Annotated in this window: 21 protein-coding genes and 2 riboswitches; of the genes, 11 read left to right on the top strand and 10 right to left on the bottom strand. The window is 71.6% G+C overall.

Translation table 11 applies throughout. The features are described from left to right. Positions 1-90: 90 nt before the first annotated feature. The 3 genes from ACQUSR_RS09155 to ACQUSR_RS09145 are packed head-to-tail and all read left to right on the top strand — an operon-like array spanning position 91 to position 3,586. Positions 91-852, top strand: coding sequence for a GNAT family N-acetyltransferase (locus tag ACQUSR_RS09155; RefSeq protein ID WP_431042058.1), 762 nt, complete (start codon positions 91-93; stop codon positions 850-852). Further along, complete coding sequence (locus tag ACQUSR_RS09150) at positions 849-1,802, top strand: lysophospholipid acyltransferase family protein (RefSeq protein ID WP_431042057.1); 954 nt, start codon at positions 849-851, stop codon at positions 1,800-1,802. Before ACQUSR_RS09155 ends, ACQUSR_RS09150 begins: the two co-directional genes overlap by 4 nt. Continuing rightward, positions 1,724-3,586 carry a caspase family protein gene (locus ACQUSR_RS09145; RefSeq protein ID WP_431042056.1) on the top strand — a complete coding sequence of 621 codons (1,863 nt, stop codon included), beginning with the start codon at positions 1,724-1,726 and terminating at the stop codon, positions 3,584-3,586. Before ACQUSR_RS09150 ends, ACQUSR_RS09145 begins: the two co-directional genes overlap by 79 nt. Before the next feature lie 22 nt (positions 3,587-3,608). Here the strand turns inward: ACQUSR_RS09145 and ACQUSR_RS09140 are convergent, their stop codons facing one another. Next, a complete protein-coding gene (locus ACQUSR_RS09140; RefSeq protein ID WP_431042055.1) occupies positions 3,609-6,518 on the bottom strand; it encodes a CHAT domain-containing protein in 2,910 nt (969 codons plus the stop codon). A 176-nt stretch (positions 6,519-6,694) separates the two neighbouring features. On the opposite strand from ACQUSR_RS09140, the gene ACQUSR_RS09135 reads away from it, so the two are divergent. Continuing rightward, a complete protein-coding gene (locus ACQUSR_RS09135; RefSeq protein WP_431042054.1) occupies positions 6,695-7,159 on the top strand; it encodes a hypothetical protein in 465 nt (154 codons plus the stop codon). A 39-nt stretch (positions 7,160-7,198) separates the two neighbouring features. Here the strand turns inward: ACQUSR_RS09135 and ACQUSR_RS09130 are convergent, their stop codons facing one another. After that, complete coding sequence (locus tag ACQUSR_RS09130) at positions 7,199-7,927, bottom strand: ArsR/SmtB family transcription factor (RefSeq protein ID WP_431042053.1); 729 nt, start codon at positions 7,925-7,927, stop codon at positions 7,199-7,201. Between the two features lie 66 nt (positions 7,928-7,993). Between ACQUSR_RS09130 and ACQUSR_RS09125 the strand changes: the two genes are divergently transcribed. Beyond that, the gene (locus tag ACQUSR_RS09125; RefSeq protein ID WP_431042052.1) at positions 7,994-8,650 is read left to right on the top strand and encodes a flavin reductase family protein; all 657 of its coding nucleotides are present in this window, start codon (positions 7,994-7,996) and stop codon (positions 8,648-8,650) included. 164 nt (positions 8,651-8,814) lie between these two features. Here the strand turns inward: ACQUSR_RS09125 and ACQUSR_RS09120 are convergent, their stop codons facing one another. The 7 genes from ACQUSR_RS09120 to gcvT all read right to left on the bottom strand — a co-directional run bounded on the left by ACQUSR_RS09120 (position 8,815) and on the right by gcvT (position 15,434). Beyond that, the gene (locus tag ACQUSR_RS09120; protein WP_431042051.1) at positions 8,815-9,249 is read right to left on the bottom strand and encodes a type II toxin-antitoxin system VapC family toxin; all 435 of its coding nucleotides are present in this window, start codon (positions 9,247-9,249) and stop codon (positions 8,815-8,817) included. Then, complete coding sequence (locus ACQUSR_RS09115; protein WP_431042050.1) at positions 9,246-9,485, bottom strand: CopG family transcriptional regulator; 240 nt, start codon at positions 9,483-9,485, stop codon at positions 9,246-9,248. Before ACQUSR_RS09115 ends, ACQUSR_RS09120 begins: the two co-directional genes overlap by 4 nt. 223 nt (positions 9,486-9,708) lie before the next feature. After that, positions 9,709-10,326 (bottom strand): hypothetical protein, encoded by a 618-nt coding sequence (locus ACQUSR_RS09110; RefSeq protein WP_431042049.1) that lies wholly within the window; start codon positions 10,324-10,326, stop codon positions 9,709-9,711. A 555-nt stretch (positions 10,327-10,881) separates the two neighbouring features. Further along, positions 10,882-12,279 carry an L-serine ammonia-lyase gene (locus ACQUSR_RS09105; protein ID WP_431042048.1) on the bottom strand — a complete coding sequence of 466 codons (1,398 nt, stop codon included), beginning with the start codon at positions 12,277-12,279 and terminating at the stop codon, positions 10,882-10,884. A 255-nt stretch (positions 12,280-12,534) separates the two neighbouring features. Continuing rightward, complete coding sequence (glyA, locus tag ACQUSR_RS09100) at positions 12,535-13,791, bottom strand: serine hydroxymethyltransferase (RefSeq protein WP_431042047.1); 1,257 nt, start codon at positions 13,789-13,791, stop codon at positions 12,535-12,537. 12 nt (positions 13,792-13,803) lie between these two features. Further along, positions 13,804-14,181 (bottom strand): glycine cleavage system protein GcvH, encoded by a 378-nt coding sequence (gcvH, locus tag ACQUSR_RS09095; protein ID WP_431042046.1) that lies wholly within the window; start codon positions 14,179-14,181, stop codon positions 13,804-13,806. A gap of 134 nt (positions 14,182-14,315) precedes the next feature. After that, positions 14,316-15,434 carry a glycine cleavage system aminomethyltransferase GcvT gene (gene gcvT, locus ACQUSR_RS09090; protein WP_431042045.1) on the bottom strand — a complete coding sequence of 373 codons (1,119 nt, stop codon included), beginning with the start codon at positions 15,432-15,434 and terminating at the stop codon, positions 14,316-14,318. Positions 15,435-15,470: 36 nt separating this feature from the next. Further along, positions 15,471-15,576, bottom strand: a riboswitch (glycine riboswitch). Beyond that, positions 15,577-15,685: riboswitch (glycine riboswitch) on the bottom strand. It lies immediately after the preceding riboswitch. A 151-nt stretch (positions 15,686-15,836) separates the two neighbouring features. Between gcvT and ACQUSR_RS09085 the strand changes: the two genes are divergently transcribed. Further along, on the top strand, positions 15,837-16,535 hold the full coding sequence (locus ACQUSR_RS09085; protein ID WP_431042044.1) for an AAA family ATPase: 699 nt from the start codon (positions 15,837-15,839) through the stop codon (positions 16,533-16,535). 34 nt (positions 16,536-16,569) lie between these two features. Here ACQUSR_RS09085 and ACQUSR_RS09080 read toward each other — a convergent pair whose 3' ends face one another. Then, the gene (locus tag ACQUSR_RS09080; protein ID WP_431042043.1) at positions 16,570-17,088 is read right to left on the bottom strand and encodes a hypothetical protein; all 519 of its coding nucleotides are present in this window, start codon (positions 17,086-17,088) and stop codon (positions 16,570-16,572) included. 224 nt (positions 17,089-17,312) lie between these two features. Here ACQUSR_RS09080 and ACQUSR_RS09075 point away from each other — a divergent pair, with 224 nt between their 5' ends. From ACQUSR_RS09075 to ACQUSR_RS09055, 5 genes are all read left to right on the top strand, one after another. After that, entirely contained in the window at positions 17,313-18,080 is a 768-nt protein-coding gene (locus tag ACQUSR_RS09075) for an enhanced serine sensitivity protein SseB (protein ID WP_431042042.1), read from the top strand. A 111-nt stretch (positions 18,081-18,191) separates the two neighbouring features. Then, complete coding sequence (locus tag ACQUSR_RS09070) at positions 18,192-18,986, top strand: enhanced serine sensitivity protein SseB C-terminal domain-containing protein (RefSeq protein ID WP_431042041.1); 795 nt, start codon at positions 18,192-18,194, stop codon at positions 18,984-18,986. A gap of 344 nt (positions 18,987-19,330) precedes the next feature. Beyond that, positions 19,331-20,329: an ABC transporter permease gene (locus ACQUSR_RS09065; protein ID WP_431042040.1), complete on the top strand. Its 999-nt coding sequence runs from the start codon at positions 19,331-19,333 to the stop codon at positions 20,327-20,329. Between the two features lie 40 nt (positions 20,330-20,369). After that, positions 20,370-22,160, top strand: a complete 1,791-nt coding sequence (locus ACQUSR_RS09060) for an ABC transporter substrate-binding protein (protein ID WP_431047459.1) — start codon at positions 20,370-20,372, stop codon at positions 22,158-22,160. A gap of 137 nt (positions 22,161-22,297) precedes the next feature. Further along, on the top strand, positions 22,298-23,296 hold the full coding sequence (locus tag ACQUSR_RS09055) for an ABC transporter permease (RefSeq protein WP_431042039.1): 999 nt from the start codon (positions 22,298-22,300) through the stop codon (positions 23,294-23,296).

The raw sequence follows: 23,296 nt of genomic DNA, 5'->3' as shown, positions 1-23,296 counted from the left end.
GGAAACACCGCCAGGACACCGTGGCGTTCGGCACCGCCGCGATGGTGGTCGTGTCATAGGCACGGCAGTTCCCTCGAACGGAGCCCAGGCATGCCCCTGCTCTCGACCTCCGCCGCCCCGCCACCCGCCACCCGCTCGTACGTCACCTCCATAGCGGACACCAAGGAACAGATCCACGCCGCGCAGCGGCTGCGCTACCAGGTCTTCGGCCAGGAGAAGGGCGCCCGGCTCGAGGTGACCGACGACGGCCGCGACGTCGACGCGTTCGACGACCTTATGGACCACCTGATCGTCACCGAGACCACCACCGGCGAGGTGGTCGGCACCTACCGCCTGCTGCCGCCGGGGCGCTCCGAGCGGCTCTTCTCCGACACAGAGTTCGACCTGCGCGGCCTCCCCGGGACCGTCCGCTCCACGCTGGTCGAGGCGGGGCGCGCCTGCGTCCACGCCGACCACCGCTCCGGCGCCGTGATCAATCTGATGTGGGCCGGACTCGCCCGCTACGTCCTGCTGTCGGGCTACCGCTACCTCGCGGGCTGCGCCTCGGTCCCGCTGGCCGACGGCGGACAGGCGGCCGCCAACGCCTGGCTGCTGGGCACCACCAAGCACGCCGCCCCGCCGGAGCTGCGGGTCCAGCCCCTCGACCCCTGGATGCCCACCCGCACCCTGACCCCCGAGCCCGGCTACGCCGACCTGCCGCCGCTGCTGCGCGGCTATCTGCGGATCGGCGCCTGGATGTGCGGGGCGCCGCACCACGAACGGGACTTCGGGGACGCCGACTTCTTCGTCCTGCTCGACACCGAGCGGATCAACGACCGGTACCGCCGCTACTTCCTGGGCGAAACCCGGTGAACACCTGGGGCCCGTGGTCCCCGTGCACTCCCGGCTGCGCCGCGCCCGCCGCGCCCCGGGTGCCGGCCGCCGTCGCCTGGCGGCGCACCGGGGCCGTGGCGCGCACGGTGGCCGGCGCCCTGCTGCGCGGCGCGCGTCTCGCCGAACCCCGCGTGCTGCGCTCCCGCGCGCAGGCGGTGCTGGACGCGCTGGACATACGGCTGGATGTACGCCCGGAAGGCGGACCGGCGGCAGCCGTGCTGGGCGGGGCCGGTCCGCTGACCGTGCCGGGCCGCAGCGGCACCCTAGTCGTCGCCAACCACATCTCGTGGCTGGACGTCATCGCGCTGCTCGCCGTCGAACCGGTCACCATGCTGGCCAAGCGACAGGTGGCCGACTGGCCGGCGGTCGGCCCGCTGGCACGGCGGGCCGGGACCCTGTTCATCGACCGCGACAGTCTGCGCGGGCTGCCCGGCACGGTCGACCGGTTGTCCGGGCTGCTGCGCGACGGCCGCTCGGTGATGGTCTTCCCGCAGGGAGTCACCTGGTGCGCCGGTACGCGCGGCCCCTTCCGCCGGGCGACCTTCCAGGCGGCCCTGGACGCGGCCGCCCCCATACGGCCGGTCACCCTCGACTACCTCCAGCACCGCACCCCGACCACGGTGGCCGCGTTCGTCGGCGACGACGACTTCGCCAGCTCGCTGCGCCGGGTGAACCGCGCCGGAGGCCTCACCGTCCGGGTGACGGTCCACCCGCCCCTGATGCCCGCCCCCGGCGACGACCGCCGCGCGCTGGCCGCCCGCGCGCGGGCGGCGGTGGCCGGAGCGGACCATCCGGAAATCGACCGGCGAACACCCGCCAGCCGCCCTCCGCACCCTGCCATGCTCACCGAATGCGCACCGTATACGCCTTGCTGGTGGGGATCGACGACTATCCGAAGCAGCCCCTGGGCGGCTGCGTCAACGATGTGAGGGCCGCGGCGCGATGGCTCCGCGGCCGGCCCGATCTGGACGCCCGCGTGCGCCCGCTGCACAACCGCGAGGCGACCCGGACAGCGGTCCTGCGGGGCATCACGGACCACCTCGCGCTCAGCGGACCCGGGGATACGGCCCTGCTGTGGTTCAGCGGCCACGGCGCGCAGGCCCCGACCGACGACCCGCGCGAGGCGACCGGCATGTCCCAGGCGCTGGTGTGCCACGACAGCCTCACCCCCGGCGGGCAGCCCCTCCTGGCCGACACCGAACTCGGCGGCCTGCTGGACGGCATCGCCGACCGGGGCGCCCATGTCGTCGCCGTACTGGACTGCTGCTATTCCGGCGGCGCGACGCGCGGCGACGACGACGGCCTGGTCCCGCGCGGCACCGCGTGGCAGCCGTGGTGGCGGACGCCCGGCGGCCGCGGCGCGGCCGGGCCCGGGCCGTACCGCCCCCGGCATGTCCTGCTGGCCGCGAGCCGGGTGGACGAGGAGGCCCGCGAGGGGAAGCTGGACGGCCTTCCGCGCGGCCTGTTCAGCCACGCGCTGCTGCACGCCCTGGGCACGACCGGCCCGTTGGCCGCGTACGGGGAGCTGCACGACGAGGCCGCGGACCGGGTGCGCCGGACGACCTCCGGGCAGCACCCGCAGCTGGTCGGCGCGAGCGACCGGCGGTTCCTCCACGGCGACCCGCTGCCGGCCGCGCCCTTCCGGCTCCGCCACACCATCGGCGGCTGGCAGGTCAACTGCGGTGCCGCGCACGGGCTGCGGGCGCCCGGCGCGGAGTTCACCGTGCTGGCGTCGCCGGGCGGCGGGCGGCGTGCCGGGGCGCGCGTGGTGGTGCGCGCGGTGGAGCCGGAGACGGCGCGCGTGGAACCGGTCGGCTGGCAGCCCGGTACGGCGGACCGGGAGGCGGCCCATCCGGTGACGCCGTCGGCGCTGGCGCTGCCGCCCACCACGGTCGCGGTCACCGGGGCGACCGGTCAGGCGGCCCAGGCGCTACGGGAAGCGATCGCGGACGCGGCGCTGCTGAACCCCGCCCCCTCGGACGGGGACCGCGGCACGCCGCCCCGGGCCCAGGTCACCGTCGAGATCACCGGAGCGGAGGCCCGGTTGCGGCACCGCGGGCTGGACGCCGGGCTGTCCCTTCCGCTGCGCTCGCCCGGGGACGCCGGACGGATCGCCGCCTGCCTCACGCACATCGCCCGCTGGCGCGCCCTCCGAGATCTCGGCAATCCCGACCCCGGTCTGTCGGCCCTCGTCCGCGTCTCGCTGGAGCCGCTCAGAGGCGGCGGCGGGATCTCGGCGGCCGGTGAGCACCTGTACGCGTACGGCCCCGACGGCAGTCCGCCGCTGACCAGGGTGCGGATCCACAACGACTCCGGGCGGAAGCTGTGGTGCGTGCTGCTGAACCTGACCGACAGCTACGCGTCCCATACGGCGCTTTACGAGGGAGACTTCATCGGCCCGGGCCGGGCGGGGCTGGCGAGGGGCGGCGAACCGGTGTGGCTGTCGCTGCCCGGCTCCCGCCCCCTCCTGCCGGGCGCGGCCGTACAGGACTGGCTGAAGCTGATCGTGACCGAGAACGAGCTGAACACCGCGCCGTTCCGGCTCCCGGCCTGGTCCCCGGAAGGCCTCCCGGGACGTGCCGGCAGCGGCCCGGCCGACGCGGTGCTGCGCTTCGGCACCCCCGGCACCGGCGGCCGCGACATGGGCGGCGCGCCGCATGGGACGGGCCGCTGGGGGACGGCCACCGCGGCCCTGCGTACGGTGGTTCCCTGACGCCGCGCGGAACCGGGTGCGCTTACCAGCCGAGGTGGGTGAACCCGGCCCACCCGGCCAGGTCCCGCGCGTCGATGAACGGCACCCGGTCCGCGAGCTCCCTCGGCATCCCGGCGGGCACCTCCCTGCCGCCGTCCAGCATCCACAACTGCGCCCGGCGCAGCGCCGCGCCGGGCGCCAGCCCCGCACGGTGCATGAAATGGTGCGCCATGTACATCAGAAGGGACGTGGCCTCGTCCGGCACGGTCCACAGCGAGCCCAGCACCGAGCGGGCCCCGGCGACGAGGAACGCCGTGGCGAGGCTGTACGCCTCGTCGTACCCCCGCCCGGACACGTTGGTGCTGCAGGCGGCGAGCACCACCAGACCGAGGTCCGGGTAGCGGTCGGCGCCCTCGGTCAGCTCCTCCGCCGTCAGGCGGCCCCCGGCCAGGGCCAGATAGGAGCTGTGCCGCTCCCCGTGCCGCACCACGCCGTGGCAGGCCAGGTGGAGCAGCCCGCCGCGCTGCCGCCGCAGCCAGTCCCATACCGCCTCCGGCGTCCCCGTACGGTCGTCCAGCAGTTCGGCCTCCGGGCAGAAGGCGGCGCGGATCGCGGCGGCCTCCTCGGCGGCGTGCCGCAGGTTGCCCGTGGGGTCCCCCACGACGAGGGACCGCCGCCCGGTCGCCGTCGCGGGCGGGGCCGGGCGGGCGGCCAGCTCGCACAGCAGCCGGGCCGAGGGCAGGTACGAGATCTGCGCGTCCTGGCACGCGTGGCGCACCCCGCGCCGCCCGGCGGTACGGGCCGCGTGCCACGGCACCATGCCCAAGGCACCCACCGGCACCAGGACGACCGAGGGCGCGCGGCCGAACGCGCGCGGCAGCGCCGCCAGCAGCGGGCCCATCACCGCTTCCCCCGCCCAGTCGCACAGCCGCTCCAGCGCGGCCCGCCCCGCAAGCCGCGGCCGGGCCCGGCCGGCCGGCGGCCCGCCCATGTCGCGGCCGGGGGCGCCGGTCGCCCGGTACTCCGCCAACGGGGCCGCGTCCGCCGCGAGTCCGGGCAGCGGGAGGTTCCGCACCGACCCGTCGGCGGAGACGATGAGCGCGCTGCCCGGCGCCCTCGCCGCGCTGTGTGTGAGCGGGCCGCCCGGCACCAGATACACCAGGGCGGCGGCCCCCATGGTGCGCAGCGCCGCGCCGATCTCGCCGGTCGTGGGCGGCTCCAGCAGCCGGGGCCCCTCCTGCCCTGGGGGTCCCCCCGGACACGGTCTGGGGGAGGGCGAGGAGGGCCGGTGCGGGGACGCGCTCAGCGCGTCCAGCACCCGGCGGCGCAGCCGACTGGACGGGCCCAGGGCCCCGGCCGCGTCCGGCACCACCATCTCCTGGACGGGATCGGGGTCCACCGGTCCCGCCGACCGCCACTCCTCGGCCAGCTCCCGGTGCCCGAGCGAGGCCAGCATCTCGGGGACCCTCGCCGACACCGTGGCCGCGTGCAGCAGCAGCCCGCGCCCGGCGTCCAGCGCCCGTACCGCCTCGTCGTACACCCCGTCGGCCACGGACCACCGGGCCAGTTCGAGCGCGAACTCCGCGGCCTCCCGCCCGGAGTCCGCCGCGTGCGGGGTACCGGACTGGAGCAGCACCCCCCAGGTGATCCCGGACAGCGCGTCGAACCCGACCCGCCGCGCCTCCTGGTGGTTGCGGCGCGCCGCGCGGGCGTCGCGCAGATGGTCGCCCCGGATGCGGTACGCGTAGGCCAGCCGCACCCCCATGACGCCCCACAGCGGGTGCTCCGGCCCCGCCGCCAGCCGGTGGGTGTGCGACAGCCAGGAGATTCCCTGCTCCAGCCGGCGCGGGCGGTCGGCGGCGGGCATTCCGGGCAGCAGGGCCAGGGCCAGGTGGGCGCCGCCGATGACGGCCGCGAAGCGGAGCCAGCGTTCGTCGTCGACGTCGAGCAGTTCGACCGCGTCCTGCATGAGACCGAGACCGTCGGCCGCCGCCTGCGGATCCCGGGCCAGGAGGGCCCGGGTCAGCCGGGTGCCGCCGGCGATCCCCAGGTGGGTCGCCCGGTCGTCCTCCGCGTACGCGGCGGCCCACCGCCGCACCTCGTCCACCGGGACTTCGGCAGCCGCCGTACCGGGGGCGGACGGGAGCCTTCCGGCCCGTTGCGCCCCGAGGCCCTGGAGAAGTTGCTCCGTCTGGGCCAGGCAGGCCGTGAGCAGGGGGCGGTCCATGTGGTCGTCCGGCAACGCCGCCAGGATCGACTCCAGTTCGCGGCTCACGTCGTGGAGCGCGGACGCGTCCCGGCGGCGGAACGCCTGCTGGCCGCGGAGCACGGCGATCTGCCGGGCCAGCCCTGAGCGGCCCTCAACGGGGAGTACGGCGGACTCCTCGTACAGCCGCGACAGATCGTCGATGGCGGAGTCGAGGTCGTCCGTGCCGCTGCCCATCGCGGAGAGCTGGGCGCGAAGCAGGGCGTGGAAGACGCCGATCACATCCCGCATGGGGTGGTCCGCGGGCAGCATGTCGCGGGCTTCTTCGAGCCTGCTGAGCGCCGACTCCCGCACGGCGGGCTCCGCGTCGACGAGGACCCGCACCGCGAAGGCGCCGCAGGAGGTGAGGACACCGGCCTGCCACTGCGGTTCGGCGGGGCCGTGGGTCAGGGCCGCGAGCAGCAGCTCCTCCTGGTGCCGGGCGGTGGCCCGCGCCTCACCGGGTTGCAGATACGGCATGAGATACAGCATGTTGCCCGCGAACATGCCTGAATCGGCCGTCCCGTCCGGCAGGGCGCGCCAGCCCGCGTACAGCCTGTCGAACGCCTCCTGGGCGTTCGCGCAGCCCAGCCGCTCGCAGATCACCGGGACGAACCGCCCCATGTCCTGCGTATGCGTCGGCCCGCTCGCGCCCGCCTGCTGCAACTCCTGGAGCAGCGTGGCGAGATCGCGGTTGGTGATCGGCACCCTCAGCCTCCTCCCTTCCGGCGACAAGTCCGTTCCCTCATGCGCGTCCAACCGATCCCTCCCGGTCGCCGGCTGACCGTTCCCGGGGTCATTCGTGGTCGACTTCCGGTCACCGCCGGTCGCGGTACACCCTCCCCGCCTACGGTGAGCGCGAAGCACGGGGAAAGGACAGGGAATTGAACGGGGTTGTACGGCTGCCCACGGGCACATTCGCCACCGCCACCACCGGGCAGCGGGCCAAGGCCCGCTTCCTGGACGTGGCCTGCAAGGTGGTCAGCCAGCTGTGCGGAGTCGCCGCGGGAGCGGTCGGCGCGGCCACCTCGACCGCGGCGGTGATGGACACGATCTGCACGGTGACGGGGCTGTGGATGGGCTTCATCGGCTACGACCTGCTGGCCATGCGGATCACCGGGCGGCGCGCCTGGGGCCGGACCAGCTTCGGTCGCCAACTCGCGGGCATCGTCGTGCTGGACGGCCGCACGGGGCAGCCGGTCGGCGCCGTACGGCAGGCCGTCCGCGACATCCTCGGCACGTACGGCATGCTGCGGATCCTGCGGATCCTGCGGAACCGACCTGACGCCGGAGGTGCGATGTGGCACGACCGGATGTGCCGCACCCACGTGGTGCAGGTGCCCCGCTAGCCCGCCCGCCGGCACCCCGGCCTGTCGGCTCGCCCGCGGCTACGGCGCGGGCGCCAGCACCTCGTCCGGGAGGCCGAGCCGCTCGCGCAGCGCCACCGCCCCGGCCGCGGTGACCAGCACGACCCTTGACGTGCCCCGCGGCGCCAGCCACCCCGCGTCCGTCGCGTGCCGGAACAGCGCGGCTCCCAGGGCTCCCGCCAGGTGGGGACGGCGCTCGGTCCAGTCCAGGCAGGTGCGGACATGGGGGCGGCGGGAGCCCACCGGGCGGTCGTCCGCGACACCGGTCTCCCGCAGCCAGCGCAGGCCCGCCTCCGTCAGGGCGGGGCCGTAGTCCCAGCCGAGGTAGCCCCGGTCCGTCATCGCGTCGGTCACCGCCACGCCCAGGGTGCCCGCGAGGTGGTCGTAGCAGGTACGGGCGCGGGCCAGCGCGCGGCGCCGGTTGGCGTCCGCCAGCGAGCGCACCGGGGCCGGCCGGTAGGGCGCGTGCGTCGCCAGGCTCTCGATCATCTCCGCCGTGTCGGCGCCCGCGAGCCGCACGTAGCGGTGCCGGCCGCGCCGCTCCTCCGCCAGCAGCCCGCCGGCCACCAGCCGGTTGAGATGCCCGGTCGCCGTCGACAGCGCGACGCCCGCGTGCCGGGCCAGCTCCGTCGCCGTCCACGCCCGGCCGTCCAGCAGCGCGAGACAGAACGCGGCGCGGGTGCGGTCGGCCAGCAGGGCGGCGAGCGCGGCGAGGTCCGGGCCGTCTTCGTAGGCGTGGAGGCTGTACACGCGGCCATTGTGGCGGGCGGACGCTTCGACCGTCACCGAAGCGTCGGGCACCTACCGTCGCTGCCCATGAACAGCGCATCCCAGGCCCCGGGCGGCACCGACCGGCGGCATCTGACCATCACCCCGAGCATCCTGTACTTCGGTACGCCCGTGGCCCTGCTCAGCACCGAGAACGCGGACGGCACGCCCAACCTCGCCCCGGTCTCCTCCGCCTGGGCCCTGGGGCAGGCCGTTGTGCTCGGCATAGGCAGGGAGAGCCGGACGGCGCACAACCTGGCGGCCCGCCCGGAGCTGGTGATCAGCCTGCCGTCGCCGGAGCTGTGGCAGGCCGTGGAGCGCCTGGCGCCGCTGACCGGCGCGAACCCGGTGCCGCCCGGCAAGCGGGCGGTCTACCGCCACGAGCCGGACAAGTTCGGCGCCGCCGGACTCCACCCTCAGGAGTCCGAGGTCGTCCGTCCGCCGCGCGTCGCGGAGTGCCCGCTCCAGTTGGAGGCCAGGGTCCGGCAGCTCACGCCCAGTGCCGACGGGGTCTTCTGGGCCGTCGAGACGGAGGTGCTCCGCGTCCACGCCGACCCGCGGATCGTCGTCCCCGGCACCCAGCACATCGACCCCGCCCTGTGGAGCCCGCTGATCTTCAACTTCCGCCACTACCACGGCCTCGGCCCGGAGCTGGGGCACGGCTTCCGCTCCGAGACCGCGACGGGGCGACCAGAGACGCCCTGATCAGCACTCGATGACGTTGACCGCGAGCCCGCCCCGCGCCGTCTCCTTGTACTTGACCTTCATGCTGGCAGCAAACGATCAAGGGCTTAACCTGCGACTTTGCGGCTGCCTGGCAGGCCGCGGTCGGCGACAGGGGCAATTCAGGGACTTTCTACCGCTGTCAGCTACGCGTCATCGGGCAGCAGCCGGAATGCCTTGTGGGGAGTGAGCGGGCGCACGGCCCGGAAGTCCCGGCGGTCGAGGGTCAGCACGGCGTCGGTGCGGTACTCGGCGGCCAGGGCGACGTTGACCGCGTCGGCGAAGTCCAGGTCGAGGTCGGCATAGCGCTTCTGGACGGCCTGCGCCGCATCGAGGATCTCGGTGGTGGTTGGGGGGACCTGGAAGCGCATGCGGCGGACCTGATCGAGGATGAACGCGACGATCGTGGAGCGGGCGGTGGAGCCGAACCGGGCTTTGGCCAGGTGGTCGACCTCAGCGAGGACCAACGGAGAGATGATCACAGTCCCAGCTTCGCGAAGCACGCTCTGGCAGTCGGCGGCCTCGGGAGCCTTCCGGTCCGAGGCTGCGATGATGCCGGACGTGTCGGCAATGACGATCACTGCTCGGAAGCTCCCTCGGCTACCGCCGCGGTGACATCTTCGCTGCTCGCCGGTTCCCCACCGCCCTCGAAGGTGGGCCAGTCGAAGGGCTCGTCCCACACACGGTTCGCCATGGCGGCGAGGTGGATTCCCTCACGGATGATCTCGGCTTCCGGGATTCCGCGTCGCTGGGCGGCCTCCTTGATGAGGGCGAGATCTTCGGGATCTGCGTAGACGTTCGTCCTCTTCATCGACATGTACCAACGCTAGCACATGTACCGCCTGGCTGGTTGTCGCGCTGGAGATGTGCCCGGCTATGCCACGCTGTGGAGCAGCGCCGAGCGGACAGCTGAGAGCTTGCCACTCCGCGCCACCCCTATGAGAGGCCAGGGTCCGCCGGCCTCCGGCCTTGAAAGCCCGGCGTCAGCGATTTGCCGACCGCCGCGAGACCAGAAGCGCCGAGCCACTTCTTTCAGCGGTCTACGTGACGAGATGTGCCGCGAGCGAGCGTAGCCGTGCTGCCACCATTGACGGTGGTACCACCAGCCGGAACCGGTCCTTGCCCTGTTCTGCAACAGCCACGAATGGTGAGGAGAGGAGGGCCAGAGCCTGGCTGATGACATCGGCCGAGATGCCCAATTTACGCAGGTCGCGGCGTAGTTCGTTGGGCCCGAGCCACCCTCCGGGGTACATCGGGTTGTCATCACGCACTTCAAGGTCGAGCTGTGTGATGATCGCGCTCAGGACCGTCATGAAATCGCGGCGCTTCTCCTGCGACCGCCTGAGTGCTGAGCCTCGCTGCTTGGCGGTCAGGTCGGGGGTGAACAGCACCAGCAGATCGTCTGGGGAGAAGGGCGAGTCGTCGTGGAGCAGGACGGCTTCGCCAAGGGTTTCCGCAAGCAGGATGGCTGTGTTCCCGTCCTTGGCGGCGGCCGCGTGGACCCGGGGATGGAAGTCGGGGCCGATCACTACGGATGTCGTCGCGCCGCACTTGGTCCGGTGCTCTCTGAGACCTTCGAAGCTGATCTGACTGTCCGATACCGAGCCGGTCGCCGTCGTCTTGGCGTCAATGGCCAGGAGTATGTGCTTGGTTGGCAAGTGGAGCTTCGCAACGGCATCGGCCTGGCCAGGGCCTGCCAGGTGTTCAGCGTCGAGGCCCAGGAAGTCTTGGACAGAGACCGGCTCGTCAAGGCCGGGTACGTCGATGGCTGTTGGTCTCGGGCCATGAGTCGTTCATGGAAATGACTTAACTACTAGCTGCAAGGCCCGTGTCGGAATATTCGTGAACGCATGCCATGGATGAGTCAGAGTGTGGTAGATGGGGCGCTCACTCTTTCTGTGCCCCAGAAGCTTACAATTTCGGGCTATTTTTACGCGGCGTGCCCGAGGTAAGGCATTGGTTGGCGAGTCGCAAGCGGGACTGGACGCCTATGGCGGAGGCGTCGCGGCCCAGTGGGCAGCTGTTCCGATGTTCTGAGGGACGTTCGCTCCGCGGAGGAATCCCGAGCAACCTGGTCAGACACCCTGCCCTCGAGGACTTTTCAGGGACTTTCAGGTCTGTCCCAGGGACTTCTCAGGGATTGTTCGCTGAGTAGGCAGGGAAGGGCCTGACAGCTCTGAAAGGATCGAAACCCCAGGTCAGGCCCTGTTCCCTCAGCACTCGATGACGTTGACCGCGAGCCCGCCCCGCGCCGTCTCCTTGTACTTGACCTTCATGTCGGCGCCCGTCTCCTTCATGGTCTTGATGACCTTGTCCAGTGAGACGTGGTGGCGGCCGTCGCCGCGCAGGGCCATGCGGGCGGCGGTGACCGCCTTCACCGAGGCCATGCCGTTGCGCTCGATGCACGGGATCTGCACCAGGCCGCCGACCGGGTCGCAGGTCAGGCCCAGGTTGTGCTCCATGCCGATCTCCGCGGCGTTCTCCACCTGCTCGGGGGAGCCGCCCAGGACCTCGGCCAGGCCGCCGGCGGCCATGGAGCAGGCCGAGCCGACCTCGCCCTGGCAGCCGACCTCGGCGCCGGAGATGGAGGCGTTCTCCTTGAAGAGCATGCCGATGGCGCCCGCGGCGAGCAGGAAGCGGACCACGCCCTCTTCCTTCTCTTCTGCGGAGGCATTGCCCGAGACGAAGTTGAGGTAGTAGTGCAGGACGGCGGGGATGATGCCCGCCGCGCCGTTGGTGGGGGCGGTCACCACGCGGCCGCCCGCGGCGTTCTCCTCGTTGACCGCCATCGCGTAGAGCGTGACCCACTCCATGGCGTGCGCCTGCTGGACGCCCTCGGCGCGCAGCTGGCGGGCGGAGTGCGCGGCGCGGCGGCGGACCTTGAGGCCGCCGGGGAGGATGCCCTCGCGGGACAGGCCGCGGGCCACGCACGCGCGCATCACCTCCCAGATCTCCAGCAGGCCGGCGCGGATCTCCTCCTCCGTACGCCATGCCTTCTCGTTCTCCAGCATCAGGGCGGAGATCGAAAGGCCCGTCTCGCGGGAGAGGCGCAGCAGCTCGTCGCCGGTGCGGAAGGGGTACTTCAGGACGGTGTCGTCGAGCTTGATCCGGTCCTCGCCGACCGCGTCCTCGTCCACGACGAACCCGCCGCCGACCGAGTAGTACGTCTTCTCCAGCAGCGGCACCCCCTCGCGGTCGTATGCGAAGAGCGTCATGCCGTTGGCGTGGTACGGCAGCGAGCGGCGGCGGTGCAGGATCAGCTCGGTCGACTCGTCGAAGGCGATCTCGTGGGCGGTCCCTATCTCCGCGCCCAGCAGCCGCAGCCGCCCGGTGCTGCGGATCCGCTCCACCTCGTCGTCGGCCGTCTCCACGTCGACGGTGCGCGGGGAGTGCCCCTCCAGGCCGAGGAGGACGGCCTTGGGGGTGCCGTGGCCGTGTCCGGTCGCGCCGAGGGAGCCGAACAGCTCCGCGCGGACCGAGGCCGTCTGGGCGAGCAGGCCGTCCTTCTTCAGCCGGCCGACGAACATGCGCGCGGCGCGCATCGGGCCGACAGTGTGGGAGCTGGACGGGCCGATGCCGATGGAGAAGAGGTCGAAGACGGAGATGGCCACGGTGGCGGACCCCTTTGTCTGCTGGTGGGCGGTCGTGCGGTAGGTGCTGTGCGCGGGATGTGGTGCGCGTACGCGGGGTGTGACGCGCGTACATGGGCGATTGTGTGCGGGCGTACGCGGGGTGCGCTTACGCCGACGTGTGTGCGTACACGGTGCCACGAGGCGTGCGTACGCGGTGTGTGCGCCGGCACCCGGGGGCACTGCGCGCACCCTCCAGTGTGCACAGTGCCCCGTGTCGGGCGTGTGGGCGTGCGGTTACAGCCCGGGGTACAGCGGGTGCTTCTCGGCGAGCGCCGTGACGCGGGCCTTCAGCGGCTCCGTGTCATGGGCCGGCTTGAGCGCCTCGGCGATGATGTCGGCGACCTCGCGGAAGTCGTCCGCGGTGAAGCCGCGCGTGGCCAGCGCCGGGGTGCCGATCCGCAGGCCCGAGGTGACCATCGGGGGGCGCGGGTCGTTCGGGATGGCGTTGCGGTTGACCGTGATGCCGATCTCGTGCAGCCGGTCCTCGGCCTGCTGGCCGTCCAGCTCGGAGTCGCGCAGGTCCACCAGGACCAGGTGCACGTCCGTGCCGCCGGACAGCACGGAGACGCCGACCTCGGCCACGTCCGGCTGCGTCAGGCGCTCGGCCAGGATGCGGGCGCCGTCCAGGGTGCGCTGCTGGCGCTCCTTGAACTCCTCCGACGCCGCGACCTTGAAGGACACCGCCTTCGCCGCGATGACGTGCTCCAGCGGGCCGCCCTGCTGGCCGGGGAAGACCGCCGAGTTGATCTTCTTGGCGAGCTCGGCCGTGGACAGGATCACGCCGCCGCGCGGGCCGCCCAGCGTCTTGTGGGTGGTCGTGGTCACGACGTGGGCGTGCGGCACCGGGTTGGGGTGCAGACCGGCGGCGACCAGGCCCGCGAAGTGGGCCATGTCCACCATCAGGTAGGCGCCGACCTCGTCCGCGATCCGGCGGAAGGCGGCGAAGTCCAGCTGGCGCGGGTACGCCGACCAGCCGGCCACGATCAGCTTCGGCTTGGTCTCCTTGGCCAGCCGCTCGACCTCGGCCATGTCCACGACGCCGGTGTCGTCCACGTGGTAGGCGACCACGTTGTAGAGCTTGCCGGAGAAGTTGATCTTCATGCCATGGGTCAGGTGCCCGCCGTGCGCGAGGTTCAGGCCCATGATCGTGTCGCCGGGCTTGAGCAGCGCGAACATCGCCGCCGCGTTCGCCTGCGCGCCGGAGTGCGGCTGCACGTTCGCGTGCTCGGCGCCGAAGAGCGCCTTGATCCGCTCGATGGCGATCCGCTCGACGACGTCGACGTGCTCGCAGCCGCCGTAGTAGCGGCGGCCGGGGTAGCCCTCGGCGTACTTGTTGGTGAGGACCGAGCCCTGGGCCTCCATGACCGCGACCGGAGCGAAGTTCTCCGACGCGATCATCTCCAGGGTGGACTGCTGGCGGTGGAGCTCGGCGTCGACGGCGGCGGCGACGTCCGGGTCGAGCTCGTGCAGGGAGCTGTTGAGAAGCGACATGCGTCAGGATCCTTAAGAGCCGGAGAACTCGGTGTACTCGTCAGCGGAGAGCAGGTCGTCCGGCTCGTCCGTGATGCGGACCTTGAACAGCCAGCCGCCCTCGAACGGGGCGGAGTTCACCAGCGACGGGTCGTCCACGACGTCCTGGTTGGCCTCGACGACCTCACCGGTCACCGGGGCGTACAGGTCGCTGACCGACTTGGTCGACTCCAGCTCGCCGCAGGACTCGCCCGCGGTCACCGTGTCACCGACCGCCGGAAGCTGGACGTAGACCACGTCACCGAGCGCGTTGGCGGCGTGCTCGGTGATGCCGACCGTCGCCACGCCGTCCTCGGTGGCCGACAGCCACTCGTGCTCCTTGCTGTAGCGAAGCTGCTGGGGGTTGCTCATGACGTGAATTCTCCTGGATCCGAAGGTGTGGATGTGCCGTGGGTCTTGCCAGGTGGGACGAGGGTGACGAATTCGTCAGTGCGCCGGGGCCGCGGAGCCGTGCCGCGCGCCCGTCCGGCGCCGCTCGCGGTACGTCAGCGCTGCCGCTTGTAGAAGGGGAGGGCCACGACCTCGTACGGCTCGTGGGCGCCGCGGATGTCCACCGCGACGCCCTCGGTGCCCGGCTCGGCGTACGCGGCGTCCACGTACGCGATGGCGATCGGCTTGCCCAGCGTCGGGGACGGCGCCCCGGAGGTGACCTCACCGATCACGGTGCCGTCCGCCGCCACCACCGAGAACCCGGCGCGCGGCACCCGGCGGCCCTCGGCGATCAGCCCCACGAGCTTCCGCGGCGGTGCCGCCTTCGCCCGCTCGGCGGCCGCCTCCAGCGCCGCCCGGCCCACGAAGTCGCCTTCCTTGTCGAACTTGACCACGCGGCCCAGCCCCGCGTCGAACGGCGTCGTCGCTGTGGTCAGCTCGTGCCCGTAAAGCGGCATGCCCGCCTCCAGCCGCAGGGTGTCCCGGCAGGAGAGGCCGCACGGCACCAGGCCCGCGTCCGCGCCCGCCTCGGTCAGCGCCTGCCACAGCTTCTCGGCGTCGGCCGGGTCCACGAACAGCTCGAAGCCGTCCTCGCCGGTGTAGCCGGTACGGGCGATCAGGGCGGACACCCCGGCGACGGTGCCGGGCAGCCCGGCGTAGTACTTCAGGCCGTCGAGGTCGGCGTCGGTGAGCGACTTCAGGATGGCGGGGGACTGCGGCCCCTGGACGGCGAGCAGCGCGTACGCCTCGCGGTCGTCCCGCACAGCGGTGTCGAAGCCCGCGGCCCGCTCGGTGAGCGCGTCCAGCACCACCTGGGCGTTGGAGGCGTTCGCCACGACCATGTACTCCTCGGCGGCCAGCCGGTAGACGATCAGGTCGTCGAGGATGCCGCCCTCGGCGTCGCAGATCATCGTGTACCGGGCCCGGCCGACCGCGAGCGCCGACAGGTTCCCCACCAGCGCGTGGTCCAGCGCCTGCCCCGCCTGCGGGCCGGTGAGGGTGATCTCGCCCATGTGTGAGAGGTCGAACAGGCCCGCGCGGGTCCGCACGGCGGTGTGCTCGTCACGCTCGCTGCCGTAGCGCAGCGGCATGTCCCAGCCGGCGAAGTCGGTCATGGTGGCGCCGAGCGCGCGGTGCAGCGCGTCGAGCGCGGTGTGGCGTGGGGCGTCAGTCATGGTCATTTGCTCCCAGGCGAGGGCGTATGGGTGAAGTTCTCCCCATCTGTCATCGGAACCTGAGAGCTTCACCGTGACCCCGGGCGGGGGACGGCTTGCACCTTCGGCGGAGCCGCAGCAGCGGCTCGCTTTTCAGATCTGCCTCGCCCGCGCGGTATCGGGGCCTGAGAGATTCAAGGGAGGACTTGCTCCTTCGGCGCCCCGTCGCCCGGCAGTGACTGCCGGTCCGGGGACTCTCCCGCGCGGATTCAAGCGGCCGGTATGCAGTTGGCGCGCACATCATCGCACGTGCGCGCCACAAGGGAACCCCCGGACGGGAATCGGACGTTCCTTGTACGCCATTGCCTTCCCTTGACACTCTTCGGGTAGGGGGCGGTGACCGGACCCAGGAGGACGATCACGGTGCAGAGGCAGCGCAGGTGCCAGAACGACGTCGCGCGGGGTCACCCCCGGCCGTGCGAGCAGGTCACCGGGGAGCGGCGGCCGGTGCTCCGGCCCGGCCGGAGCCGGCCCGTCCACGACCTGCGCGGCCTTCCCGCCCCGGCCGCCGGCGAGCTGCGCTTCCCGGCCGGTGACCTCGCCGTCACCTCCGGACTGCCCGGCAGCGGCAAGTCCACCCTGATGAGGCGGACCGTGCCCGGACTGGACCGGCGCGGCGGCCCGGTGCTGCGCGTGGACTCCCAGGACACCCGGGAGAGCTGGGAGCGGCGGCTGCCGGGCTGGCTGCCGTACGGGCTGTACCGCCCGCTGGTGCGGCTGGCGCACTACGCGCGACTGCGCCGCGCACTGCGGTCGGGCTCGAGTGTGGTGGTGCACGACTGCGGCACGCTGCGCTGGGTGCGCCGCTGGCTGGCGTGGCACGCCCGGCGGCGCGGCCGCCGGCTGCACCTGATCCTGTTGGACGTGCCGCCTGCCCTCGCGCTCAGGGGGCAGGCGGCACGTGGTCGGGGGGTTTCCGGTTACGCCTTCCTCCGGCACAGACGGGCCGTGGCCCGCCTGGTGGCCGATGCCGAGGACGGCAGCCCGCCGCGGGGCTGCGCCTCGGCGGTGCTGCTGGACCGCCTCGCCGCCGATGCCCTGGAGGGCATCGGCTTCGAGTGAGGCTTCCGGGCTGTCCGTCGTTCGGACCGTTGGGCTAGAGCAGCACGGTCAGCAGCCTGGGCAGCACGAGCCGCAGGTCCTCCTGCACGTCCGACAGGTCCTGCTCCAGTGTCATCCGGACGCTCTTGTCCCGGTCGGCCAGGACCGCGGCGAGCAGCTCGTCGACGCCTTCGAGCAGCCGCTCCAGCAGGCCCACCAGGTCGTCGGACGGGTCGGCCTTCTTTCCGCGGATCTTGGCCTTCAGCGCGGCCTTCTTGCTGGCCTGGACCGCGTTGATGCCGTTCGTCTCCACTCGGTCCCGGAACCAACCGAGGCGGAAGCGGTCCGGGTCCCGCTGCCTGGCCTCCGCGATGAACTCGTCGGCGTCCTGGATGGCGTCGCGGAGTTTGTGGATGGCCACGAGGCGGTGGGACGTTTCGCGGGGGGCCGCCTTGGCGGACTCGGGGCGGTCCGGGATGGGCCCGTCGGCGATAGCCGGGCCAGCGAAGCCCAGGACCAGGGAGCCGCAGATCGCGGCGGAGACGGCGGTATAGGTCGCCTTACTGGTGCGCATGGATGAGTAGTCCCTTCGGTATGTCAACCCGGGTACGCGACCACGGTGTGCATGGCCGGTTGCGGTCCGCAACTTTTCCGATACCGTCCGCAGTCGCCGTACGGCTCCGCCGCCATGCCCCGCGACCTGCGCGTATCCCGCGCCGGACGCGGGCTGCCGATGAACGGCGGGCATGCAGCCGTTAGGGTGCTGTGCAGGCTGGGCGAGATGGCGGTGGGGACGGGATGAGCATCCAGAGCGACGGGTCCGAGGCGCTGGACGGCGCGTTTCCCGGCAACGAACTCGAAGAGGTGCTCGCCGCCTCCGTCGGGGTGCCGGGCGCGGGCGCCCGGATCGTCGAGGTCCTCGGCCGCAGCCACGTGTGGATCCCGCTGCCCAACGGCGGCGGCCCCGGCAGCACCGACCTCGATCTGCCGACCCTGGAGATCGACGGCGGCGCGTACGTCCCCGTCTTCAGCTCCGAACAGCAGTTCCTGCGGATCGTCGGCGACCGGATGTCCTTCGCCGTGGCCCCCGCCGTGGAGTTCGCCCGCGGCCTGCCCCCGCAGCTCGGCATCGCCGTGAACCCCGGCGGCGCGGTCGGCGCGCCGCTCCCGCCGCCCGCGGTCGCCCAGCTGTGCAGGGTCGGCCGCACGGAACTCGACGGTCCGGCCTCCGGCGGCCGGGTGATGCTGTTCGAACCGGACTGGCAGGACGAACCGGTGGACTTCCTGGCCGCCGCTGGGCTGGAGTTCGCCAAGGTGCCCGACGTACGGACCGCCCGGCGCGCCCTGGCCCGCGTCGAGGGCGACGCCCCCACGCTGTTCGTGGGCGTCCAGGTGGACCTCCCGACACCCCAGACCCAGGCGCTCGTGCTCGACGCGCTCGGCCGGGCGCTCGGCGCGGTGCCCGTGCCCTGGCCCGTCCAGCTGGTGCTGCTGGACGTCGCCCAGGACCCGGTCGGCGACTGGATGCTGGAGCGGGTCCGGCCGTTCTACGACCGTGATCGGTGACCGTGCCGGTCAATGCCGGGGCGGACTCGTAAGCTGGTGGGATGACCGGGCGGGGTGCGGCGCCGCGCACCGGAGCGATGCGGTGATGACCCAGGGAAGGGGCGGACACAGGTGAGCGCGGTCGCGGGAGGTGGTACGGCGGCTGCCGGTCAGGTCGAGCAGATGCTGCAGCAGGTCGCTCCCGGCCGGTACGACACCTACGAGGCGCTGCTGCGCGCTCTCGCCGACGGCTCCGTGTGGATGCTGCTGTGGCACGGGACCCCCGGGGCGCCCGACGCCCAGTACGGCAACATGGAGGTCGACGGCCTCGGTTACGCCCCCTGCGTCACCTCGGGGCAGGAGCTGTCCGCCAGCGGCTGGAACCGCGCGCACGAGGTGATCGGCGGCCGCCAGATCTCCGCCGCGCTCTACCGCGACCGCTGGGGCCTGTGGCTCAACCCGCACGCCCCCGGTGGCGGCGTCGGCATCCCCTGGCTCGATCTGCGGCGGATCGCGGTCGGCCTGGACCAGCTGCCCGCCGGACCCCTGCGGATCAGCGAACCCGCGATCGAGATCCCGCAGTTCTACGCCCTGCTGGGGCAGAACGCGCACCGTACGCCCGTTGTGCGGTCGTTGCGCCGGGCCTGGGTGCAACCCGCCCTCGGTGCCCCGTATCTGGTGATTGGTCTTGATCTGTACGACACGAGTCAGCCGTCCGTCGAGGCGGCGCGGCTGATGATGCGGCAGTCCGTCGGCGCGGTGCCGGACGGACTGCCGGTCTCCACGGTCGCGATGTCGGACGAGTTCGACCCGGTCGCGATGTGGCTGCGGGCCAACTCCCGTCCGTTCTTCGACCGGGACGCCTACGGCGGCGCGCCCGCGCCGTCCTACGGCTACGGCTACCCGCCCCCGCGCCCCACCTTCTGACCTGCGGCGACTGACTCCTCCCGGTGTCGGGGCGGCTTCCGCCCGGCCGGTTTTCGGCGTACCCCCGGCCGGTTCGCGGCACGCTCACGGGTATCGGCTGTTCGGTTAACGGAACGTTGTGCGCCACATCACGGTTGCGCATCCATTGCCCGAGGGGTCTGGCGGCTGATCGCGAGCCCGTTGAAGACTCCCGCTCCAAGAGACGTCGCTCCAGCGTACGAGCCTCTGTTTGCGAGTTCTGCCGCACCATCCGCACGACGTTGCGCACCACTGATGTGAACCATGCCGCCATCGCGCGGCGGGTCGTGGGCCGGTCACCGCCGGCGAGAGGGGTCCCCACAACGATGACGGCACCATTGCATGACACCGGCGCGGCCGAGGCCGCCGCCGTCGAGGTTGCCGCCGGCGTGCCCGAGAAGGAGATCCAGGGCAGGTCGCCCGGGCGAATCGCCTGGATGCGGCTGAAGCGCGACAAGGTCGCCCTCGCCGGCGGCATCATCGTGATCCTGCTGATCCTGGTGGCCGTCTTCGCCCCGCTCATCGTGAAGCTGTTCGGCCATCCGCCGAACGACTTCCACGTCGACAAGCTCAACGCCGAAACCGGCCTGCCCGAGGGCGACTTGGGCGGCATGAGCGGCGACTTCCTCTTCGGGCTCGAACCGGTCAACGGCCGCGACGTGTTCAGCCGCGTCGTCTACGGCGCCCGCGTCTCCCTGCTCGTCGCGTTCCTCGCCGCACTGGTCTCGGTGGTGCTCGGCACCGTCTTCGGCATCCTGGCCGGGTACTTCGGCGGCTGGGTCGACGCGCTCATCAGCCGGACGATGGACCTGCTGCTGGCCTTCCCGCAGCTGCTGTTCATCATCGCCCTGGTCTCGGTCATCCCCGGCGAACTGTGGGGGCTGTCCGGGTCCGGCGTCAGACTCGGCGTGCTGGTCCTGGTGATCGGCTTCTTCGGATGGAGTTACGTCGGCCGCATCGTGCGCGGGCAGACGCTCAGTCTGCGCGAGCGCGAGTACGTCGAGGCGGCGCGCAGCCTCGGCGCCGGGCGGTTCTACATCCTGATCAAGGAGCTGCTGCCCAATCTGGTCGCGCCGATCCTGGTCTACACGACCATGATGATCCCCACCAACATCCTCACGGAGGCGGCGCTCAGCTTCCTGGGGGCCGGCGTCAAGTCGCCCACCGCGTCGTGGGGGCAGATGCTGTCGGCGGCCGTCCCGGTCTACGACCTCGACCCCGCGTTCATGATCATTCCTGGTCTGGCCATCTTCATCACCGTCCTCGCCTTCAACCTCTTCGGCGACGGTGTGCGCGATGCGCTCGACCCCAAGGGTTCCCGCTGAGCGGGGCAGTACCGCACTTCACGGAGGATGCGACACAGTGATCACCACGAGCAGAGCCACCCGCCGCATCGCGGCCGGTGCCGCGGTCGCGGCGCTGCTCGCCGCGACGGCGGCGTGCGGCGGCGGAAACGGCCGTAACCGAGACAAGAACAACGACGCCGACGGAGCCGGCTTCAACGCCGCGCTCACCAAGGTGCTCAACCCGTCCACCGAGAAGGGCGGCACCCTCAAGTTCATCAGCACCCAGGACGCCGACTTCTGGGACCCGCAGCGCGGCTACTACGGCTTCATGTGGGACTTCGCCCGGTTCTACACGCGCCAGCTGGTGAGCTACGCGCCCAAGCCCGGCAAGGAGGGGATGGAGATCGTCCCCGACATGGCCACCGGCAAGGCCAAGGTCAGCGGCGACGGCAAGACCTACACCTACACCCTGCGCGACGACCTCTACTACGAGGACGGCTCCAAGATCACCTCGCAGGACATCAAGTACGGCATCGAGCGCACCTTCGCCACCGATGTCATCAACGGCGGCCCGCCGTACCTGATGCAGATCCTGGACAACGGGCAGAAGTACCCCGGCCCGTACAAGGACAAGGACCCCAAGAAGCTGGGTCTGAAGTCCATCGAGACGCCGGACGAGAAGACCATCACCTTCAAGCTCCCCAAGGCGAACTACGACTTCGAGGGCATCCTGGCGCTGCCCACGTCCACCCCGGTGCCGCCGGCCAAGGACACCCGCGCCAAGTACACGCTGCGCCCGTTCTCCTCCGGACCGTACAAGTTCAAGTCGTACGACCCGGGCAAGGAGCTCATCCTGGAGCGCAACACCCACTGGAAGAAGTCCTCCGACCCGATCCGCGCCGCCCTGCCGGACGAGGTCAAGGTCACCTTCACCACCAACGCCAACGACGCGGACGCCAAGCTGATGGCGGGGGACTACCACCTCAACCTCACGCAGCGCGGTGTGCAGACCGCGGCCCGCGCCAAGATCCTCCGTGACGCGTCGCAGAAGGCCAACACCGACGACCCGCTGACCGGCTTCATCCGCTACGCGGTCATGCCGAACACGGTCAAGCCGTTCGACGACGTGCACTGCCGCAGGGCCGTCCTCTACGCGGCCGACAAGACCTCGCTGCTCGCCGCCCGCGGCGGCACCTACGGCGGCGAGGTCGGCATCAACATGCTGCCCCCGGGCGTCCCCGGCCACGACCCGCAAAGCGACCCGTACGAGCTGCGCAAGGACGGCGGCAAGCCGCAGCTGGACAAGGCCAAGGACGAGCTGAAGCAGTGCGGCAAGCCGGACGGCTTCTCCACCAAGCTCGCGGTGCGCCAGAACGAGCCCGCCGAGATCGCCTCGGCCGAGGCCATCCAGGACGCCCTGGGCAAGGTCGGCATCAAGGTCGACATCGACAAGTTCGACGGAGCGCAGGGCAACGCCGTCATCGGCTCCCCGAACAACGTCGAGAAGCAGGGCTACGGCCTGATCGTCTACGGCTGGGGCGCGGACTTCCAGTCCGGATCGGGCTTCCTGCAGCCGCTGGTCGACAGCCGCTTCACCCTGGAGAGCGGCAACAACAACTACGGCATGGTCGACGACAAGCAGATCGACGAGCTGTTCGACAAGGCCATCGCCGAGCCCGACCCGGCCAAGGCCGCGGAGCACTACAAGCAGCTGAACAAGCGGCTGAGCGACCTGGCGGTCTACCTGCCGTTCGTCTACGACAAGTCGCTGAACTACCGCAGCCCGGAGCTGACCAACGCGTACACGTCGGACGGCTTCAACGGCAAGTACGACTTCGTCTCGCTCGGTGTCAAGGGTGGCGGCAAGTAATCGGTCCTGGTACGCGACCGATGGTCCGTCCCGATAGAGCGAAGGGCAGGTGAGGGCCTGCCGGGCGGCCGACCTGGGGGCACCTTCCAGACGAAGTCTGGGGGAGATCCCGGGCGGCCGCCCGGAGGCCGACCACAGTGCTTGTGTACATCATCCGGCGGCTCGTCACAGTCGTCGTCATGCTCCTGGTGGTCACCCTGGCCACGTTCGGAGTCTTCTTCATGGTGCCGAAGCTGACCGGCACCGACCCGGCCCTGATGTACGTCGGCAAGAACTCCGACAAAGCGTCGGTCGAGGGCACCCGCAAGAAGCTCGGTCTCGACGAGCCGGTCCTGGTGCAGTACGGCGAGTTCGTCAAGGGCATCGCCGTCGGCCGGGACTACGACGACGGCGTCGAGGTCACGCACTGCCCCGCCCCGTGCTTCGGCTACTCCTTCAAGACCGAGCAAGAGGTGTGGCCCCTGCTGAAGGACCGGCTGCCGGTCACCGCCTCACTGGCCGGTGGAGCCGCCGTCCTCTGGCTGATCGGAGGCGTCGGCGTCGGCATCGTCTCCGCACTCAAACGCGGCACGGTCTGGGATCGCGCCGCCATGATCGGAGCGCTGGCCGGCGTGTCCCTCCCGATCTACTTCACCGGCCTGTTGTCCCTGGCGATCTTCTCCTACCAACTCGGCTGGACCTCCGCCGAGTACGTCCCCTTCATGGAGGATCCCGGCGGATGGTTCAGCAACCTGATGCTGCCATGGGTCACCCTCGCCTTCCTCTACGCGGCGATGTACGCGCGACTGACCCGGGCGACCATGCTGGAGGTGATGGGCGAGGACTACATCCGCACCGCCCGGGCCAAGGGCCTGAAGGAATCGGTGGTCATCCGCAAGCACGCGCTGCGCTCGACCATGACCCCGATCCTGACCATCTTCGGCCTGGACCTGGGGGCGCTGGTCGGCGGCGCCGTGCTGACCGAGTCCACCTACAACCTCCGCGGTCTCGGCTACGAGGCGGTCAACGCGATCCAGAACAAGGACCTGCCGGTGATCCTCGGGGTCACGCTGGTCGCCGCGTTCTTCGTGGTCATCGCCAACCTCGTCGTGGACCTGCTGTACGCCGTGATCGACCCCCGAGTGAGGCTCTCGTGA

Source organism: Streptomyces sp. P1-3 (assembly GCF_050613155.1).
In the GTDB taxonomy this organism is placed as follows: Bacteria; Actinomycetota; Actinomycetes; order Streptomycetales; family Streptomycetaceae; genus Streptomyces.
This window is presented reverse-complemented; position numbering and strand designations above follow the sequence as displayed.

Excerpts from the sequence above, each read along its gene's own strand:
- ACQUSR_RS09065 (WP_431042040.1), top strand. The coding sequence starts at position 19,331 with ATGACGGCACCATTGCATGACACCGGCGCGGCCGAGGCCGCCGCCGTC.
- ACQUSR_RS09075 (WP_431042042.1), top strand. The coding sequence starts at position 17,313 with ATGAGCATCCAGAGCGACGGGTCCGAGGCGCTGGACGGCGCGTTTCCC.
- ACQUSR_RS09155 (WP_431042058.1), top strand. The coding sequence starts at position 91 with ATGCCCCTGCTCTCGACCTCCGCCGCCCCGCCACCCGCCACCCGCTCG.
- gcvH (WP_431042046.1), bottom strand. The coding sequence starts at position 14,181 with ATGAGCAACCCCCAGCAGCTTCGCTACAGCAAGGAGCACGAGTGGCTG.
- ACQUSR_RS09145 (WP_431042056.1), top strand. The coding sequence starts at position 1,724 with ATGCGCACCGTATACGCCTTGCTGGTGGGGATCGACGACTATCCGAAG.
- ACQUSR_RS09080 (WP_431042043.1), bottom strand. The coding sequence starts at position 17,088 with ATGCGCACCAGTAAGGCGACCTATACCGCCGTCTCCGCCGCGATCTGC.
- ACQUSR_RS09125 (WP_431042052.1), top strand. The coding sequence starts at position 7,994 with ATGAACAGCGCATCCCAGGCCCCGGGCGGCACCGACCGGCGGCATCTG.
- ACQUSR_RS09115 (WP_431042050.1), bottom strand. The coding sequence starts at position 9,485 with ATGTCGATGAAGAGGACGAACGTCTACGCAGATCCCGAAGATCTCGCC.
- gcvT (WP_431042045.1), bottom strand. The coding sequence starts at position 15,434 with ATGACTGACGCCCCACGCCACACCGCGCTCGACGCGCTGCACCGCGCG.
- glyA (WP_431042047.1), bottom strand. The coding sequence starts at position 13,791 with ATGTCGCTTCTCAACAGCTCCCTGCACGAGCTCGACCCGGACGTCGCC.